General features: G+C 36.5%; 17 protein-coding genes. 14 read left to right on the forward strand and 3 right to left on the reverse strand.

Annotated features, from left to right (window positions below; translation table 11 throughout):
• The first annotated feature begins 367 nt into the window (after positions 1-367).
• The 9 genes from AC1DFT_RS15415 to AC1DFT_RS15455 all read left to right on the forward strand — a co-directional run bounded on the left by AC1DFT_RS15415 (position 368) and on the right by AC1DFT_RS15455 (position 10,664).
• Positions 368-1,492, forward strand: coding sequence for a zinc-binding dehydrogenase (locus tag AC1DFT_RS15415; RefSeq protein ID WP_478159619.1), 1,125 nt, complete (start codon positions 368-370; stop codon positions 1,490-1,492).
• A gap of 49 nt (positions 1,493-1,541) precedes the next feature.
• Entirely contained in the window at positions 1,542-3,008 is a 1,467-nt protein-coding gene (gene gucD / locus AC1DFT_RS15420; RefSeq protein WP_478159620.1) for an alpha-ketoglutaric semialdehyde dehydrogenase GucD, read from the forward strand.
• A gap of 34 nt (positions 3,009-3,042) precedes the next feature.
• Positions 3,043-4,050 carry a tripartite tricarboxylate transporter substrate binding protein gene (locus AC1DFT_RS15425; protein ID WP_478159621.1) on the forward strand — a complete coding sequence of 336 codons (1,008 nt, stop codon included), beginning with the start codon at positions 3,043-3,045 and terminating at the stop codon, positions 4,048-4,050.
• Positions 4,051-4,158: 108 nt separating this feature from the next.
• A complete protein-coding gene (locus tag AC1DFT_RS15430; protein WP_478159622.1) occupies positions 4,159-4,599 on the forward strand; it encodes a tripartite tricarboxylate transporter TctB family protein in 441 nt (146 codons plus the stop codon).
• Positions 4,600-4,612: 13 nt separating this feature from the next.
• Positions 4,613-6,118, forward strand: coding sequence for a tripartite tricarboxylate transporter permease (locus AC1DFT_RS15435; protein WP_478159623.1), 1,506 nt, complete (start codon positions 4,613-4,615; stop codon positions 6,116-6,118).
• Positions 6,119-7,639: 1,521 nt separating this feature from the next.
• Positions 7,640-8,425: an SDR family NAD(P)-dependent oxidoreductase gene (locus AC1DFT_RS15440; protein ID WP_478159624.1), complete on the forward strand. Its 786-nt coding sequence runs from the start codon at positions 7,640-7,642 to the stop codon at positions 8,423-8,425.
• Positions 8,426-8,514: 89 nt separating this feature from the next.
• A complete protein-coding gene (locus tag AC1DFT_RS15445; protein WP_478159625.1) occupies positions 8,515-9,345 on the forward strand; it encodes a polysaccharide deacetylase family protein in 831 nt (276 codons plus the stop codon).
• Between the two features lie 270 nt (positions 9,346-9,615).
• Complete coding sequence (locus AC1DFT_RS15450) at positions 9,616-9,990, forward strand: CidA/LrgA family protein (RefSeq protein ID WP_478159626.1); 375 nt, start codon at positions 9,616-9,618, stop codon at positions 9,988-9,990.
• Positions 9,990-10,664, forward strand: a complete 675-nt coding sequence (locus tag AC1DFT_RS15455) for an LrgB family protein (protein WP_478159627.1) — start codon at positions 9,990-9,992, stop codon at positions 10,662-10,664. Before AC1DFT_RS15450 ends, AC1DFT_RS15455 begins: the two co-directional genes overlap by 1 nt.
• A 585-nt stretch (positions 10,665-11,249) precedes the next feature.
• On the opposite strand, the gene AC1DFT_RS15460 is transcribed toward AC1DFT_RS15455, so the two are convergent.
• Positions 11,250-12,719 (reverse strand): aminotransferase class I/II-fold pyridoxal phosphate-dependent enzyme, encoded by a 1,470-nt coding sequence (locus AC1DFT_RS15460; protein ID WP_478159628.1) that lies wholly within the window; start codon positions 12,717-12,719, stop codon positions 11,250-11,252.
• A gap of 324 nt (positions 12,720-13,043) precedes the next feature.
• Here AC1DFT_RS15460 and AC1DFT_RS15465 point away from each other — a divergent pair, with 324 nt between their 5' ends.
• Complete coding sequence (locus AC1DFT_RS15465) at positions 13,044-14,000, forward strand: NAD(P)H-dependent flavin oxidoreductase (protein WP_478159629.1); 957 nt, start codon at positions 13,044-13,046, stop codon at positions 13,998-14,000.
• A gap of 13 nt (positions 14,001-14,013) precedes the next feature.
• A complete protein-coding gene (locus tag AC1DFT_RS15470; protein WP_478159630.1) occupies positions 14,014-14,283 on the forward strand; it encodes a UPF0223 family protein in 270 nt (89 codons plus the stop codon).
• 40 nt (positions 14,284-14,323) lie between these two features.
• On the opposite strand, the gene AC1DFT_RS15475 is transcribed toward AC1DFT_RS15470, so the two are convergent.
• Positions 14,324-14,953: a YktB family protein gene (locus tag AC1DFT_RS15475; RefSeq protein ID WP_478159631.1), complete on the reverse strand. Its 630-nt coding sequence runs from the start codon at positions 14,951-14,953 to the stop codon at positions 14,324-14,326.
• A 156-nt stretch (positions 14,954-15,109) separates the two neighbouring features.
• Here AC1DFT_RS15475 and AC1DFT_RS15480 point away from each other — a divergent pair, with 156 nt between their 5' ends.
• Together AC1DFT_RS15480 and AC1DFT_RS15485 are read left to right on the forward strand one after the other, a co-directional pair.
• The gene (locus AC1DFT_RS15480; RefSeq protein ID WP_478159632.1) at positions 15,110-15,307 is read left to right on the forward strand and encodes a hypothetical protein; all 198 of its coding nucleotides are present in this window, start codon (positions 15,110-15,112) and stop codon (positions 15,305-15,307) included.
• Between the two features lie 118 nt (positions 15,308-15,425).
• Positions 15,426-16,217: an inositol monophosphatase family protein gene (locus AC1DFT_RS15485; RefSeq protein WP_478159633.1), complete on the forward strand. Its 792-nt coding sequence runs from the start codon at positions 15,426-15,428 to the stop codon at positions 16,215-16,217.
• A 33-nt stretch (positions 16,218-16,250) separates the two neighbouring features.
• Here AC1DFT_RS15485 and AC1DFT_RS15490 read toward each other — a convergent pair whose 3' ends face one another.
• The gene (locus AC1DFT_RS15490) at positions 16,251-16,436 is read right to left on the reverse strand and encodes a YlaF family protein (RefSeq protein WP_478159634.1); all 186 of its coding nucleotides are present in this window, start codon (positions 16,434-16,436) and stop codon (positions 16,251-16,253) included.
• 103 nt (positions 16,437-16,539) lie between these two features.
• Here AC1DFT_RS15490 and typA point away from each other — a divergent pair, with 103 nt between their 5' ends.
• Positions 16,540-18,387 (forward strand): translational GTPase TypA, encoded by a 1,848-nt coding sequence (gene typA / locus AC1DFT_RS15495; RefSeq protein WP_478159635.1) that lies wholly within the window; start codon positions 16,540-16,542, stop codon positions 18,385-18,387.
• The last annotated feature ends 14 nt before the right edge of the window (positions 18,388-18,401 follow it).

An 18,401-nucleotide genomic window follows, 5' to 3' on the forward strand; every position in this document is an offset into this window, starting at 1 on the left:
ATTTCATCATTGAAATTAATTGTTTTGCTTGCATAAGCAGATGCTCTGTCAATATGTAAAAAACCATAAATCTAGTTGAATGCATCCATTTTTTCTAGGTGCGAAAGTTTAGATATGAAAATTCTAATATTAATCGACAAAACCTTCTGTTTTGGCATATTGAGAATTCAGTTAATTGTGATATTAATCGACAAAACTTTCCATTTTAAACATATTGAGGATTCAAAAAATTGTGATATAGTTGATTTTATTCAACAGAAAATATATGAGGAGGGCTCTAGTTTATTTCTAATTAATGTAAGCGGTAACAAAGTTAGTATGACTAATATCTATGAATAAATAAGTTCATAAACTTGGGAGGTTTCTTATGAGTACATTAGTATCTAAAGAGAATGAGGTCCAGAAAACAAGTTTTGGGAAAGTCGCAAATATGGTTGAACCTATGAAGCTAGAATTTAGAAAGTTTGAAATTCCAGAGGCTTCAGCCAATTCATTATTAGTGAGAGTACTTCGGACAAATGTTTGCGGCTCTGAATTACACATTTGGAGAGGGAATCATCCTACTAAAAAACAAGGAATACTAGGACACGAAATGGTAGGTATTATTGAAAAAATTGGACCTGGGTTGACCACGGATTTCGCAGGACAGCAAATTAAAGTTGGGGACCGAGTGGCTGCATGTTATTTTAGAACCTGTTTAAAATGTAAAGCATGCTTACGTGGAGATTTCAACACATGTGAAAATGGCATTGATAATTGGAATAAAAGAGCAGAAGAATATCCGCATTTTCACGGATCCTTTGCTTCCCATTACTATATTCATCCTAACCAGTACTTCTATAAAGTGGCGGATAACATTCCTGATGTTGCTGCAGCAAGTGCAAACTGTGCGCTATCTCAGGTTTATTATGGTCTTGATCAAGGTGAGTTAGCTACCGGGGAGAATGTTGTTATTCAAGGTGCAGGTGGGCTAGGTTTAAATGCTGCTGCCGTTGCCAAGGAACGAGGAGCACAAGTAATTGTCATTGATGGAGTTAATGGAAGATTAGAAACTGCCAAACAGTTTGGGGCTGACCATGTTCTTAATTTTAATGATTATGAATCTATTGAAAAGCTTGGAGAAGCCATTCGTTCATTAACAAATGGGGAAGGAGCAGATCTTGGTTTAGAGGTATCGGGAGTGCCGGCAGCCTTTGGTCAAGGAATACATTTTATTAGAAATAATGGAAGGTATGTAACTATGGGGAATATTTCACCTGGTGTAAATATAGATTTTGATCCAGGACTTTTAACAAGAAAGGCCATTAAAATAATACCTATTTTACGCTATAAGCCATGGTATTTATTTAAGTCTCTACAATTTTTATCAAAATACGTAGATAAATATCCTTTTGACAAGATGATAGACTGTGAGGTTCCTTTTGAAAATATTGCAGAGGCTTTAGAAAAATCGGCAAATCGTGAAGTTACACGTGCATCGATAACTATTTAATATTAAACCAAAAACAAAGTAAGCAAGTAAAGAAAGGATGAAATCTTAAATGCAAACTCAAACCAAGATAAAAACTTACAATAATTACATTTTTGGAGAATGGAAGGCTTCTAAAAGTAAAAATATTATTGAGATTAAAAACCCTGCAAGAAATTCAGAAATTGTCGGGGTTGTACAAAAATCTTCAAAACAAGATTTAGATGAAGCAGTAGAAGCTGCCCAAGCAGCTCAAAAAGATTGGAATAATTTAGGTTTTATAGCAAGAGGTCAGTATCTTTATAAAGTAGCTGAATTGCTAGAAAAAAATATTGACGATATCGCCTTAACCATGACGAAAGAAATGGGTAAAACCTTACCTGAAAGTAAAGGCGAAACTATGCGTGCAATTTCAGTTTTTAAATATTATGCAAGTGAAGGTATGAATAAAATTGGTGATGTTATTCCTCACACTGATAGCGAAGGATTAATGTATACGACCCGTGTGCCATTAGGTGTCGTAGGAGTCATTACACCCTGGAATTTCCCGATCGCTATCGCAGCATGGAAAATTGCCCCAGCACTTGTTTCTGGTAATGCGATTGTTTTTAAGCCGGCCCAAGAAACAAGCATAACTGCCGTTAAACTAATAGAGTGTATAGCCCAGGCAGGTATTCCCAAAGGCGTTATAAACCTAGTAACAGGAACAGGCTCTTCAATCGGTCAAGGGATCATCGATCATCCAGGAATTCAAGCAGTTACGTTCACCGGATCAAATGAAGTAGGGAAAAGGGTAGCTATAGGTGCTGCAACTCGAGGTGCAAAGTTTCAAACAGAAATGGGAGGAAAAAATCCTGTAATCGTTGCAAACGACGCAGATCTTGATTTAGCTGTTGAACAAACGATTAATGGAGGATTGAAATCGACCGGCCAAAAATGTACATGTACAAGCCGTGTAATCGTAATGTCTGAGGTATATGATAGTTTCAAAGAAAAGTTATTAACTAAAGTGAAAGAAATTACTTTAGGTGATGGAACAGATGAAGGTTCTTGGATGGGACCTTGTTCTAATGAAAAACAGTTTAATACGGTACTTAATTATATAGAAAAAGGAAAGGAGGAAGGAGCAAGTCTTTTGTTTGGAGGAGACAGATTAAAGAAAGGTGAGCTAGGTGAGGGATTCTTTGTAGAACCAACAGTGTTTGAAAATGTTACTACTTCAATGACCATTGCCCAAGAAGAAATTTTTGGACCTGTTTTAGCTTTGATCAAGGTTGAGACCTTAGAAGAGGCAATGAAAATCGCGAATGATGTAAAGTACGGGTTAAGTGCAGCTATTTTCACAAAAGATATAGGTAAAGCATTGTCATTCATTAAAGAAATCGATGCAGGATTAGTAAGAATAAACGCTGAAACAGCAGGAGTAGAACTACAAGCACCATTTGGCGGGATGAAGGAATCTAGTTCTCATTCACGTGAGCAAGGAAAAGCCGCTATTGAATTTTATACTGCTACGAAGACAGTATTTATAAAAGCATAGTAGTAAATTTCTAATTTAGAAGGAGGTCTGTCAAATGAAGGGAAAAGTTATTCTCTCTTTAATCACAGCTATTATGCTTGTTTTTTTGGCAGCTTGTAGTAGCAATAATACAACAAGTAGCCAAGAAAAAGACAAAAAGGTAAGCGCAAGCGAAATTAAGTTTCCGGAAAAGTCGATTACACTAATTGTACCTTATGCAGCTGGCGGTGGTACAGATGCAACTGCAAGGGCATTAGCAAGTGCAGCAGAAAAATATTTAGGTCAATCGATTGGTGTTGTTAATAAAACCGGTGGGAATGCTGTAGTAGGTATGACTGAAGTAGCAAAAGCGAAGCCTGATGGGTACACAATTATTATGAATGCTAATGAAATAGCTCTTTTGCCACATATGGGACTATCTCCGCTGAGTTATAAGGATTATGCACAGGTAGCGCAAATCAATTTTGATTCTGCAACTTTAACTGTGCCGGCCGACGCCCCATATAACACGATTGAAGAATTTATCACTTATGCAAAAGATCACCCAGGCGAAATTCGAGTAGGGGGAACAGGAAAGGGTGGAATTTGGCATCTTGCAGCCGCATCTATTGAAAAAGCAACTGGAGTAAAATTCAATTTTGTACCTTTTGACGGGGCAGCTCCTGCAAAAACAGCCCTATTAGGCGGTCATATTGAAGCGGTTACAATTAGCCCGGCAGAAGTACTACCACAACTTGAGGCAGGAAAGTTAAAAACACTTGCTGTTTTAGCTGGTGAAAGATCGTCAATTGTGCCTGATGTACCTACGTTCCAAGAAGTGGGTTATGATGTAGAGGTTGGTGTTTGGAGGGCTATCGATGCTCCCGCAGATACTCCGCCAGAAGTGATTAAAATTTTAGAAGAAGCGTTCTTGAAAGCAACTGAGGATGAAGAGTTTGTTAAATTTATGGAACAAAATGGACTAGGAATTGTTACTAAAGGATCTGAAGATTATGCTGAAATGGTTGCAAAAGATCATGAATATTTTGGTGGATTATTAAAAGAACTTGGTATAAGTAAATAATTACTGGATTCTATTACAAATCTAGTTAAAAGAGAAGAAAAACAAAGAACCTCTAAAAACGTTCTTTGTTTTCTCTTCTCATACTTGTTAAAAGGGGGAGGGCGTTAAATGAAAGTAGCACATATGATTAGTAGTCTTATTGCTATTGGTATAGCAGTCTTTTTCTATCTTATGACATATCAATTTGAAGAAATTACTGTTMAAGATACTGGACCCGCATTTTTACCAAGAATATATGCAGGTTGTTTGGCAATCTTGTCACTCATACTATTAATTAAATCCCTTAAATCTAAGGAACAAACAAAAAAAGAATCTAACTTCAAATTAGTTTTTACTTCTATGTTACTAGTTACTATTCTAATAGCATTAATACCTCTCTTAGGTTTTTTTCTAATAACACCTATTATAGTATTCGTATTTCTAAAGATTTTCAGAGAAAAAAATATCTATACCTTAATAGGCTTACCTATTGGAGTAGTTCTATTTATATTTTTCGTTTTTGAAAAAGCACTTTCTGTTCCTATTCCAAAAGGTGTAATTTTCCAGTAAAGGGGGAGGGGAAATGGAGTTATTCTTAGGTGGAATTACAAATATTCTGGATTTTGAGTACCTGTTGATACTATTTTTATCTATGGCAATTGGCATTACTTTGGGGGCATTACCTGGACTTACTGCAACAATGGGCGTTGCCTTATTATTACCAATCACCTTCGGGATGGAACCGGTTTCAGGAATTTTGTTGCTAGTAGGGGTCTACTTTGGAGCAATTTATGGAGGTTCTATTACTGCCATTCTATTAAGAACGCCAGGAACTCCTTCTTCGGCTGCTACTGCACTTGATGGTTACGAAATGACGAAGCAAGGACTTGCATATAAAGCGTTGACCATTTCAACCATTTCGTCAGCAATTGGAGGGGTTATAAGTGTTATTATACTGATATTAGTAGCACCTCAGCTTGCTAACTTTGCATTGAAGTTTAGTGCACCAGAGACATTTGCACTAGCATTATTCGGTCTAGCTATCATTTCAAGTATATCAGGGAGTTCGCTTATTAAAGGGTTGATGGCAGGATTTGTAGGACTATTAATCGCGACGATTGGAATTGACCCAATAGGAGGTTTTCCTCGCTTTACATTTGAGACAACTAATTTGATGGCCGGAGTTAATTATATCCCAGTACTTATAGGACTTTTTGCGGCAGCTGAAGCATTCAGAACAATAGAAGATATTTTCAAAAGTTCTAATGAAGTCAAGGCGATTGAAAAGGTTAAATTAAAGTGGAGGGAATTTAAGGGTTTAATCCCAGTAATTTTAAGGTCGTCTGGAATTGGAACATTTATTGGCTTTATTCCTGGCGCAGGAGGAGATATTGCTTCATTTGTTTCTTATGGCGAGGCTAAAAGGTTTTCTAAGAAACCTGAAGAGTTTGGAAAAGGTAACCCTGAGGGAGTGTCTGCCCCAGAAGCAGCAAATAATGCGTGTACTGGCGGTGCCATGATTCCACTATTAACACTTGGTATACCTGGTGATGCGGTAACTGCCGTTATGTTAGGTGCTCTTATGGTTCAAGGAATTCAACCAGGTCCAATGCTATTCACAAATCACGCAGAGATTGTTTACACCTTATTTATAGGAATGCTTATTGCGAATCTTCTTATATTGTTTTATGGGTTTCTGGGAATTCGTTTATTTACAAAAATATTAACAATACCAAAAGTGATTCTAACTCCTATTATATTAATCCTCTGTATTGTTGGCTCCTATGCAGTGGGAAATAACTTTTTTGATGTTTGGGTTATGTTAATAGCCGGAATAATTGGTTACTTTATGAATCGTTATGAGTTTCCGACATCACCAATTATACTAGCGTTAATACTAGGACCGATGTTAGAGGCGAATCTTCGCCGTTCTTTATTACTTTCAAATGGGGACCCAAGTATTTTGATTACAAGACCGATATCACTTATTTTAATTTTATTAGCCATTCTAACATTGTTCTACCCGCTCATTTCAACATTTATTAAAAATAGAAGGAAAAGCTCTGAGATTAAGGGTAGTGATGCATAAAAAGTAAACTATCATTTTTTGGTCCTTTCAATATTTACTAATCCTAATAGAGAATTTAGAGTAATTAAAGACCTTTAATCGTGCTTTCACGGGATTGCTTTGTTTAATTTGATAATTAAGATGTTAAGGAGAAGAATCTAACTCCCAATAATATACTGTAAAACCTTTGAGTTTTCATTAAATCAATCTTGGAGGGTCAATCAAGATACCTTAACATTCTTCATTGCGACTGAATCTTTCATACGTTTTAGCAGAATTGATATTTTGTCAAGAAATTGGACAAATTATATTGAGGCTTTCTAAAATCTTTACAGATTAAGTTATACCGTGCTTCGCTTACTAGCCTTATCATAAGCGAATAGGGTTTCACTCTACTCATTTACGATAAGGTTAAGAAGCTTCCAACGTTTCTGATGAAAAAGTATTCAATTTACTTTGTGATGTTTATCAATGACTTCCTTTCTTGTGTGTGATATAGGTTTAAGATAACTCAGTTCACGCTTAATAACACTGTGAAATAATTCGATAAAAGTGTTGTCAGAACAGTTTACTTTACGACCAATACCTGTTATTATTCCGTGTTTACTTAAGGTTTTGAGATAATAGATGTTGTATTAACTCCCTTGATCTGAATGAATATAAGACCTTCTGTCGGCTCCTGTTATCCAATTGCCCAATTAAGAGAGGTAATGACAAGATTCTTCGTCATTCGAATACTTATATGCCAACCTTCCCTTGTACAAATATACATAATATCACCACCACGAACCTTCCCGGGGGGCGTCTACTTGAAACGCTTGTTTGAGTAGGTTCGAATATATCGGAAGAAAGTGTTTAGAATCCTTTGACAGTTTGGAAATTGGGAGTAGAAACAGGTATAGAGTTTGAGGAAATAAATAAAATTGTTCTTCTTGCAAAGTCTCTTTATAGTCGACTATTACCAGTGCTAAAGGAATTCTAATATAAGTAGCTCTAATATGAATCCTACTCCAGAAGAAGTTGAGCGCATGTAGTCTATTTCAAAGGAATTAGTTATTTGATTTGAAAACCATTAATAGATGTAACACTATTCAATACGACAATCGGGATGCTAAGAGCGAATTATTAACAGCAAAGAGAATTTTTGTTGTGTCTCTTTCCAAGGTGATTTGTGTAGTGGATTGCTCTAGATCAGTAACACAGTTGAATGGTCTTGTAGCTAAAACTTAACATGTAATCTCACGTTCAAATACCGCCAAATCCTATAGTAAAATATGAATAGTGACTCAATCATAAGATTACCGAAAAAGAGGGACAGAAAGTGAATTACCACTTATTGTCTCTATTGATATTTATATCTATTTATGATCTGATCAATGCGAAGCCCAAATACGATAATAACAATGTAGAAAAGCTGCTATTAAAATGAGTAATACACTTCTCTTCCATTTTCATAAATAAAGTAATAATATTGCCCTAAATATGAAAATTGATTCTATAATAGGGATTAGAGTAAAAATAATAATTGTAGGGGGCATTAAAATGGAGTTAGGCTTAAAAGGGAAAGTTGCAATAATCACTGGATCAAGTAAAGGAATTGGCTTACATACGGCTTTACAATTAGTCCAAGAAGGTGCATCTGTTACAATTTGCGCTCGTGGAAAAGAACAATTGGAAGAGGCTGCGCAGTTTATAAAAAACGAAACAGGGAAAGAAGTATTAACAGTGTCTGCTAATATTACAAACGAGCAGGAATGTATCAAAATTATTCAAGAAACGATCGAGCGTTATGGAAGGTTAGATATTTTAGTAAATAATGCTGGGACATCATCTGCGAATCCTTTCGAATCAGTTGATACAGAATTATGGCAAACAGACTTAGATTTAAAAGTGTTCGGTGCTATACATACTTCAAAAGCTGCCATTCCTTATATGCGTGAAGTAGGCGGAGGTGCAATAGTCAATGTAACAGCAGTACTTGGAAAAACCCCGCCAGCATCTTCTTTACCAACAACGGTAAGTAGAGCTGCCGGTATGGCGCTAACAAAAGCGATGAGTAAAGATTTAGGTAAAGATAATATTCGTGTAAATACAGTCTGCATTGGACTTATACGTAGCGACCAAATAGAGAAAATGTGGAAAAAAGCTGCCCCGCAACTTTCATGGGATGAATATTCCAAAGACGTTGCAGGACCTTCTATCCCATTAGGAAGAATCGGTGAAACAATGGAAGCTGCAAATGTGATTACATTTTTAGTTTCAGATGCAGCATCATACGTAACAGGTACCGCTGTTAATATTGATGGTGGATCTGGCGGTACACTTTAACTTAGAAATCAAAAAGCCGTGTGGAAATACTCTACACGGCTTTCTTTATTACATGATAAAATAATGGTTGAAAGGGACGGGTGATCAAATTGAAAAAAACAACATGGATACTACTTGCAGTGTTGATGCTTGTACTTTCAGCATGTGGAGTTTCAGAAGAAAAACCTGCTGCACAAAAAGAAAGTGAAGAAACAATCGAAGTTACTGGTGAAGAAAAAGTAGAGGTAACTGGGGAAGTAGTGGAGGAAGAACCAGTAGAAGTACCAATAGAAGAACCACAACAACTATTTTATGAATTAAACACAGCAAATTGGACATTCCAACCAATAGGAGAAGCTAACCCAAAAGTAGTATTACTAACAATTGACGACGCTCCCGATAAATATGCTGTTGAAATGGCGAAAACGTTGAAAGCATTAAATGCACCAGCCATTTTTTTCGTCAATGGACATTTCCTTGAAACAGATGAAGAAAAAGCGAATTTGAAAGAAATATACGACATGGGCTTTGCAATTGGTAATCATACACAAACACATGCGAATTTAAAAGATATCTCTGAGGAACAGCAACGAGAAGAAATCATGAAGGTAAATGAAACAGTAGAGGCTGTTATTGGTGAAAAGCCGAAATTTTTCCGCGCTCCTTTTGGTATCAATACTGATTTTAGTAGATCACTAGTTGAAAGTGAAAGAATGCTTTTGATGAATTGGACATATGGGTATGATTGGGAAAAAGACTATATGAACGCCAATAGTTTAACAGATATCATGATTAACACGGAATATTTAACAGATGGGGCAAATTTATTGATGCATGATCGAAAATGGACTGCAGAAGCTCTAACGGGAATTGTAGAAGGTTTCCGTGCTAATGGATATGACTTTATAAATCCCCATACAATAAAAGGAATGGAACAGTAAGCACAATGGTTATCGCCTAAATTGGACGATAACCGTTTTTATGTCAATTTATTCAGAAAAATGGTTATATTAGTTTATACATTGTGTAAATTAGGTAAAATAAGGGATGAAATATTCTTAAAAAAGCGGCATTTTAGTCGGTTTTGTACAAAGTGGCGTCTTGTTCTCTTTCTGTAACCCTAGACATGATTGGTAAACGGGCGTAAAATATTTCCTATTAATAGTTTTGGAGGTGAGTACTTTAAAAGGATAGTCTTTTAAAGCTACTATATGAAAAAATATATTCGCATTGTGCTTCAAATTTGTATATTGTACCTATTTTCTTTAATAGGTTCTTTTATCGTACAAATTCTACATATTAAATTTCCAGGAAGTATAGTAGGGTTATTGTTACTTCTAGGCTGTTTATACTTGAAAATTATCCCTGTCGATTTTATTAAAGATGGAGCAGGCTTCTTATTAGGTGTATTTGCATTGTTTTTTGTTCCTTCAACGGTCGGGGTAATGAATTATCCAGAGCTGTTGTCTTTAAATGGGATATTTCTTGTTTCCTCGGTAATGATAAGTACGGTACTTGCAATTATTATAACCGGAAGGGTGTGCCAATATTTAGAGGATAGAAAATCAGGGGAGGAGGTTCAGTGATGGCAGTTAGTATGATTATCGGGACAATCTTCATTTTTGTGCTTATGACAAAATTGAACAAAAGATTTTCAACTCCCCTTTTATTTCCAGTACTTACGGCAACTATTCTAATCGTTGTTTTATTGAAATCATTCTCTTTTTCTTATGATACATATATGAGTGGGGCGAAGTGGATAGATGCAATGCTTGGACCAGCAGTAGTTAGTATGGCTTATCCCTTATATACGCAACGAAATATTATTAAACAAAATATGTTTTCTATTATAACTAGTGTTGTAGTTGCGATGCTCTCTGGACTAGTAAGTATTATCGTTTTTGCTAAACTACTAAATTTAAGCAATGATTATATTTTGTCTTTATTGCCAAAATCGATTACGACTCCTGTGGCAATGCAGATTAGTGGTGCTATTGGAGGTTTTCCATCGCTAACTGCTGTTTTTGTTATTATCGCTGGTTTAACTGGTGCGATATTCGGACCAATTATTTTTAAAATAGCGCGCATTGAGAAGTCAGTTAGCAGAGGAATATCAATGGGAAGTGCTTCGCATGGATTTGGTGTTTCAAAGCTCACAGAATATGGAGAGCGGGCGTTGTCAATGGGCTCTGTTTCGATGACATTGAGCGCAATTATAGGTGCTTTTATATGCCCATTGTTTGCATTGTTTTTTCAATAAAAAGGAGAAATCAGTTGTTGTGACGGGTCCCGTTACCGTTCGCAAAACGTCAATTTGCACAGAAAAATGCAAACCAAAATGTGGGACAATTTGTAAGGCTAGTATGAGAATTCATAGGCGGAGAATTTCCTGCTAATGTATATTGAGGAAGCCTAAGAAGCGAAAATAAGCGGAGAAATTCCGACTAACTACTCAAAATAAGACAAAATCCAAGGGTTTGGTTAATATAAGCGGAAAAACTCCCCTTATTTTTAAGGAAATATAGGTTTTTCCCAATTTAGCCGGAATTTATCCGTCTATTTTTATACACAGAGAAATCAATAGAAAGTTTAACTTAGCCTAACCATCTATTTTTTTGTATATCGATTTGTAAGTAAAAATGTAGTGTATTTGGCTATTGTAGCCCCCATTTTAATATACAAATTGCACTATAAACTCTACTAAAGTAATTATCAAAATCCTTTTATATAAACAAAAATAGACCTTCAAATTACCATACAATTTGAAGGTCTATTTTGCATTACATTTTTAATGCTTGCGATAGGAAACAGAACTCGTTACAGTTGTTGAGCTTTCCGTTTCCTTTTAAATGATTGCTTGATGTTCTTTTATGACAAGAATCATTTCTAATGTATCGTCTTCTGGTCCTTGTACTGGAAGACCGGCTTCCATATTCATCAGAATATAGTCGATATTACCTGATGTAATTATTTCCCCGGGAATAAAAATTGGAATACCAGGAGGATAAACCATCACGAACTCCGCAGAAATGCGGCCACTTGCTTCTTTTAATGGTACTTGTTCTGTAGCTGCGTAAAATGCATCACGAGGAGACATCGCAAGTCCTGGAATATCAGGTAATGTAACAGAAGGCTCTATTACTACTGCTTCTGATTCATGTGCATCCACCATTCTAGAAAGGGCATTTACAAGTAAATTTACCTCTTTTTTCGTATCCCCGATTGTGATCAAACAAAGAATATTATATAAATCGGAAAGTTCTACTTCGATATTTGCTTTTTCTCTCAGCCAAATTTCCGCTTCATAACCAGTCATTCCTAAGTTTTTCACACTTATTAATAATTTCGTAGGATCCATATCAAATGTTGCGGATGTTTGTAAAATTTCTTCCCCAACACAGTGAATATGTGGGATCGCATTTATGCGTTTGCGGGTGTCTTTAGCTAGTCTAATAACATCTCCGAGTAAATCTTCACCATGTATGGCTAATTGTCTTCTAGCAGTGTCTAATGACGCAAGAAGCGGATAGGAGGTAGAAGTAGTCGTAAGCATAGATAATATCGATTGCACGCGTTTTGTAGAAACGAGCCCTTCACGCACATTTAAAATGGAACTTTGTGTCATAGATCCGCCTAATTTATGAACAGAAGTAGCGGCCATATCGGCACCGGCTTCCATTGCAGAAATAGGGAGCGACTTATGAAAGTGAATATGCACGCCATGTGCTTCATCCACAACTACTGGAATACCTTTATCATGTGCTATATCTACAATTTTTTTCAAGTCTGCAGCTAATCCAAAATAAGTAGGATTTATAACGAGTAATCCTTTTGCATCAGGATGTGACTCCAATGCTTTTTCAACAGATTCTACGGAAATACCATGTGAAATACCTAATTCCTTATCTACTTCCGGATGGATGAACACAGGAATAGCACCTGCGAAAACTATCGCGGACATAATCGATTTATGAACATTTCGTGGAACTAGTATTTTGTCTCCGGGACCACATATGGTAAGAATCATCGTCATAATGGCACCGCTTGTCCCTTGAACAGAGAAGAATGTTTCATCTGCTCCGAATGCTTCGGCAGCTAAGCGTTGCGCTTGTTTGATCGCACCTTTAGGGGAATGTAAATCATCTAATGGGGCAATATTAATTAAATCTATAGAAAGTACATTATCTCCAACGAACTCTCGAAATGCAGGGTCCATCCCTTTCCCTTTTTTATGCCCCGGAATATGAAACTGGATAGGATGACGATTTCGATGCTTTAGTAAGGCATCGAATAAAGGAGTTTCTAATTGTGACAACGCTCATACCACCTCTAGCTAAAATTTTTATTTTGTCCAGCTCCAGCGCCTTGCCCCTCGGGGTCAAATGTGAAAAAGCTGTGGTGGCTGAGAAACTGCCTCCTCCCTTTTCCCCATTTGCCTGTCGGAGGCCTGCAGGATGCAGGTCATGCAGTCGTTGCGACACGATGTCGCGAACTTAGACTGTATTCCTCTAACATAGGCGCTTGCGCTTTTCTTAAAACAAGAGAATTATAGCACTTCATCTGTTGTTTTACTATAAAAAATATTTGTGAATTGAACTAAATGGATAATTCTTCTATACTGAGAGTAGGAGGGATGAGAATGAATTTTCAGACAAGGGTAACGGATATCTTGGGGATAGAGTATCCAATCATACAAGGGGGACTTGCTTACTTGGCTTATTCAGATCTTTGTGCAGCTGTTTCAAATGCGGGAGGTCTTGGGCAAGTTACTGCAATGAGTTTAAAAACACCAGATGAATTGAGAGAGGAAATTAGAAAGGTAAGGCAGTTAACAGATAAACCGTTTGGGGTTAATTTCGCCATAGGACAAACAGGAAGACCTTATGAGCATATGCTGCAAGTGGCAATTGACGAAGAAGTACCGGCTATTTCTATGACTGGTGGAAATCCAGCGCCGATTTTAGAGAAACTTGCAAATACTCCTATAAAAAAATTAGTACTTGTTGCAGCAAAACGACAAGCACAAAAAGCAGAACAGCTAGGTGCAGATGCGGTCATGGTAGTAGGCCAAGAAGGTGGTGGGCATTTAGGTAGAGACGATATTGGCACGATCGTATTAATACCTCAAGTAGTAGATGCCGTATCCATACCAGTCATTGCTTCTGGGGGAATCGCAGATGGTAGAGGCTGGATGGCTGCACATGCACTTGGAGCAGAAGGTATTGAAATGGGTACGCGATTTATCGCAACAAAGGAATGTGTGCATGCATCCGAAGCATATAAACAAGCATTAATCACAAGCACTGAAACAGATACGACCGTTATTAAAAGATCAATTGGTGCACCTGCAAGAGCGCTTAGAAATAGTTGGACGCAAGAAATATTACGTATTGAATCTGAAAATCCAACATATGATGCATTAAAAGAGTTCATTAGCGGCGAAGCAAATAAGCAATTCATCTATGAGGGCAAGGAAGAAAATGGGTTTGGTTGGGCAGGACAGTCAATTGGTCTTATACATGATGTGCCGTCAACTGAGGAACTAATCGAACGAATGGTAAAAGAAGCAGTTGAGATAAGGAAAAAATGGCAATAATAGGAGGAAAACTATGGAATACACATATCCTTTTTCTTTAGATTGGTCTACAGAAGAAATAGTAGAGGTCGTCCAATTTTTTGAAGCAATCGAAAAAGCGTATGAAAAGGGCATTAAACGAGAAGAATTATTAATGAAGTATAGACGCTTTAAAGAAATCGTTCCTTCTATTGCAGAAGAAAAAACATATTTCCGAGAATTTGAAAAAGAAAGCGGTTACGCAAGTTATCCAATTGTGAAAATGATGAAAGAAAAAGTGGAGAACACTATTATTAAAGGATAAAAATTTCCTCCTATAGCATCAAAGTTATAGGAGGAAATTTCTACTTCTTATTTACCATCGTTTTATAAATAGGTAACAAGTAATTGAATGTTTCTTCAGCGAAGTTTAAGAACTCGCCTTCTGTGAATGTAACCGCATTTTCTCTAGAAATATGACGACCAACTAGAAATTCAGCTTTTTTTACATTATGTAATCTTGTTAATAATTCCTTCAATTCCCCTTTTTTGGCTTGTTTCAAAGGAATAGCATCTGGTTTCATATGATCTCCCGAAACGATGAAATCGTCTGGTAATTTATTGAATAAGCTTTTCTTCTTTAACAATTGTTCCGCTATGGCTACTTTATCAGGTGCTTCATAAATGACTGCTACAATGATAAATAAATGGCTTCCCCATAGCCCAATTTGAAAATGAGGCAATGATTTATATCCTCTCTTATAGGGTGCAAAAGCAACCCAACTATCGTTTGGGGGATTGACAGAGCGTCTAGCATGCTTTGCCACATGAGGAAAGAACTCGTCCCCTAGAGTGCTCGAAAAATAGTGACTATATTGCATTCCGAGTTTTTCGAACTTAGGACGGACATTTTCAATAAGCGCGTTCATCCTATTTTCTAAACCTTCCACTTGAAACACATCAAAATCTTTGGTTTCCCAAAATGTTTTAACCATTTGTAAACTCCTTTCGTTTTCCATGTTTATTTTATAGGAAATATGGGTAAAAATCATGTAAGTAGTATTTCTTCAGTTGACAATATTTCATTTACAGCATAAAATATTAAAAATCTTCTGAATATTACGGAATAATAAAAAGAAGGGGTGTTAGTTATGAGACAGGTAGTGCACATTATTCGTAAAAATGATATGGAAAAAGAAAAAATTCAAACGTTAAAATTGGAACTGGATTATCAGCTTGCTACTTTGTATGATGCATTGAATGACCAAAATGAAAAAGAAATAACAGAAGCAAAAATGGAATTGACCGAAATTCACCGCCTTTTGAAAGAACTTGATGCGCTTGATTGATGCTTTACTTTTTAGGAATCCATAAAAACACCTGCTAATCGAAAGACAGCCGGTGTTTTTTTCTTTATACTATAGAAAAGCGGATAAGGGGAAACTAAACGAAGAAAGGGTTGTTGAAGTGAATATACATAAATTGGACAAAATAGCAAAGTCATTAATTAAAGAAGCGGCAGGGAGAATTAGAGCTTCCTTTACAACGGAGCTAATAATTGAAACGAAATCGGAAGCAAATGACTTAGTTACCAATATCGATAAAGAAACGGAACAATTTTTCATTCAACAAATAAAACAAAACTTTCCAGACCATAGAATAATGGGGGAAGAAGGCTTTGGTGATGAAATACAAGATTTAAATGGTTATGTTTGGATACTCGACCCTATCGATGGAACGATGAATTTTATTCACCAAAAAAAGAATTTTGCTATTTCTTTAGGCATTTTCAAAGACGGTGAAGGTTTACTTGGGTATGTATATGATGTGATGGCAGATGATTTACTTTCTGCGGCACAAGGCGAAGGTGCTTTTTTCAATGATCAGCGAATTCCAAGAGTAGAAGAAGCACAATTGGAGCAATCTATTATTAGTATGAATGCGAGCTGGGTTGCACCAAATAAATACATTGAACATGACGGAATGATCGAACTTTTACGTTGTGTTCGAGGAACGAGATCATATGGCTCTGCAGCGATTGAAATATTGTATGTCGTAATGGGAAGACTAGACGCTTATATTTCGATGCGTTTATCGCCATGGGATATTGCTGGAGGAATTGTAATTGCGAAAGAGGTGGGTGCTATTGTAACGACATTAGGTAACGAGCCTATTGATTTATTGAAACAAAACACTTTTATCGTGTCGAAACCTGGTTTGCATCATGACATAGTCACGAACTTTGTTAAACTAAAGTAAAAGATCAGCAAGAAAATTCTTGCTGATCATTATTTACAAAAGTCCTTGGTCGCGCATTTTTTTCTTTGTTTTGAAGCCGAACCCCATTACGACAAAAAGTAATACAAGAAACAAGAAAACGAGTGGAATATTTCGTAGTGCAACAGCAATTCCAACTAATACCATCGATAAAATTGCGCCGAAAGAATAAAGAACAAAAATCCATTTAATATTGCTCAATACAATTACCCCCAAAAAATGATAAAAAAAGATTATTACTTTAGTTTCACTTGTGATATAATAACACAGTTATGGACTCGAAAAAAGAATATGGAGTGGAAATATGACAAATTTACGTCAAGATTTACGAAACATTGCAATTATAGCACACGTTGACCATGGGAAAACGACTTTAGTCGACCAATTATTAAAACAATCAGGTACATTCCGTTCAAATGAGCATGTAGATGAAAGAGCGATGGACTCAGGTGATATCGAACGTGAGCGTGGAATTACAATTTTAGCTAAAAATACAGCAGTTGATTATAACGGTACGCGTATTAACATCCTTGATACACCTGGACATGCCGACTTCGGTGGGGAAGTAGAGCGTATTTTAAAAATGGTTGACGGAGTTGTTCTAGTAGTTGATGCATATGAAGGATGTATGCCACAAACACGTTTCGTACTGAAAAAAGCATTAGAACAAAAGTTAACACCAATCGTTGTAGTAAATAAAGTAGACAAAGATTCTGCTCGTCCATTAGAAGTGGTAGACGAAGTATTAGAATTATTTATCGAATTAGATGCGGATGCAGATCAATTAGAATTCCCTGTTGTTTATGCTTCGGGTGTGAATGGTACTGCTTCATTAGATCCAGATCCAGCTTCACAAGAAGAAAACATGGCATGCCTATTTGAAAAGATTATCGAAGCAATTCCAGCACCAATCGATAATTCAGATGAACCACTACAATTCCAAGTAGCGTTATTAGATTACAACGACTATGTAGGTCGTATTGGTATCGGACGTGTATTCCGTGGTACGATTGAGGTAGGTCAACAAATTTCTTTGATGAAATTAGATGGATCTATTAAAAATTATCGTGTAACCAAATTATTCGGTTTCTTCGGGTTAAAACGTGTAGAAGTTCAATCTGCTAAAGCCGGAGATTTAATCGCTGTATCTGGTATGGAAGAAATTAACGTAGGGGAAACAGTTTGTCCGACAGACCATCCTGATGCGTTAGTTCCATTACGTATCGATGAACCAACATTACAAATGACTTTCTTAGTAAATAATTCACCCTTTGCTGGTCGTGAAGGAAAATGGGTTACATCTCGTAAAGTGGAAGAGCGTTTACGTTCTCAACTACAAACAGATGTATCACTACGTGTAGATGATACAGAATCACCAGATGCATGGATCGTGTCAGGTCGCGGAGAGCTTCATTTGTCGATTTTAATCGAAAATATGCGTCGTGAAGGCTTTGAGCTTCAAGTATCGAAACCGAAAGTAATTATTCGTGAAATTGATGGCAAAAAATGTGAACCAATCGAACGTGTACAAATTGATGTACCAGAAGATAGTGTTGGTTCTATTATTGAATCAATGGGATTACGTAAAGGTGAAATGGTCGATATGATCAATAATGGTAATGGCCAAGTTCGTTTAATCTTTATGGTTCCTGCTCGTGGATTAATTGGATATTCCACAGAGTTTATGTCTCTTACAAAAGGTTTTGGTATCATAAACCATACATTTGATAGCTACCAACCAGTAGTTTCAGGTCGTGTTGGTGGACGTCACCAAGGGGTACTTGTTTCGATGGAAACTGGTAAAGCGACTACTTATGGTATGATGCAAATTGAAGACCGTGGTACACTATTCGTAGAACCTGGTACTGAAATTTACGAGGGTATGGTTGTTGGTGAAAATACTCGTGATAATGACATCACTGTAAATATTACAAAAATGAAACAAAAAACTAATATTCGTTCTGCTAACAAAGACCAAACGAATGTTATTAAAAAACCTCGTATTTTAACGCTTGAAGAAGCAATTGAGTTTTTAGGTGATGATGAGTATTTAGAAGTAACACCACAGTCAATCCGTCTACGTAAACAGATTCTAGAGAAAAGTGAACGTGAACGTGTGACGAAAAAAATGAAAAATGCAGAACTTGAATAGAATCAGAAAAGGGT

This window comes from Psychrobacillus sp. 05T411, assembly GCF_056396485.1.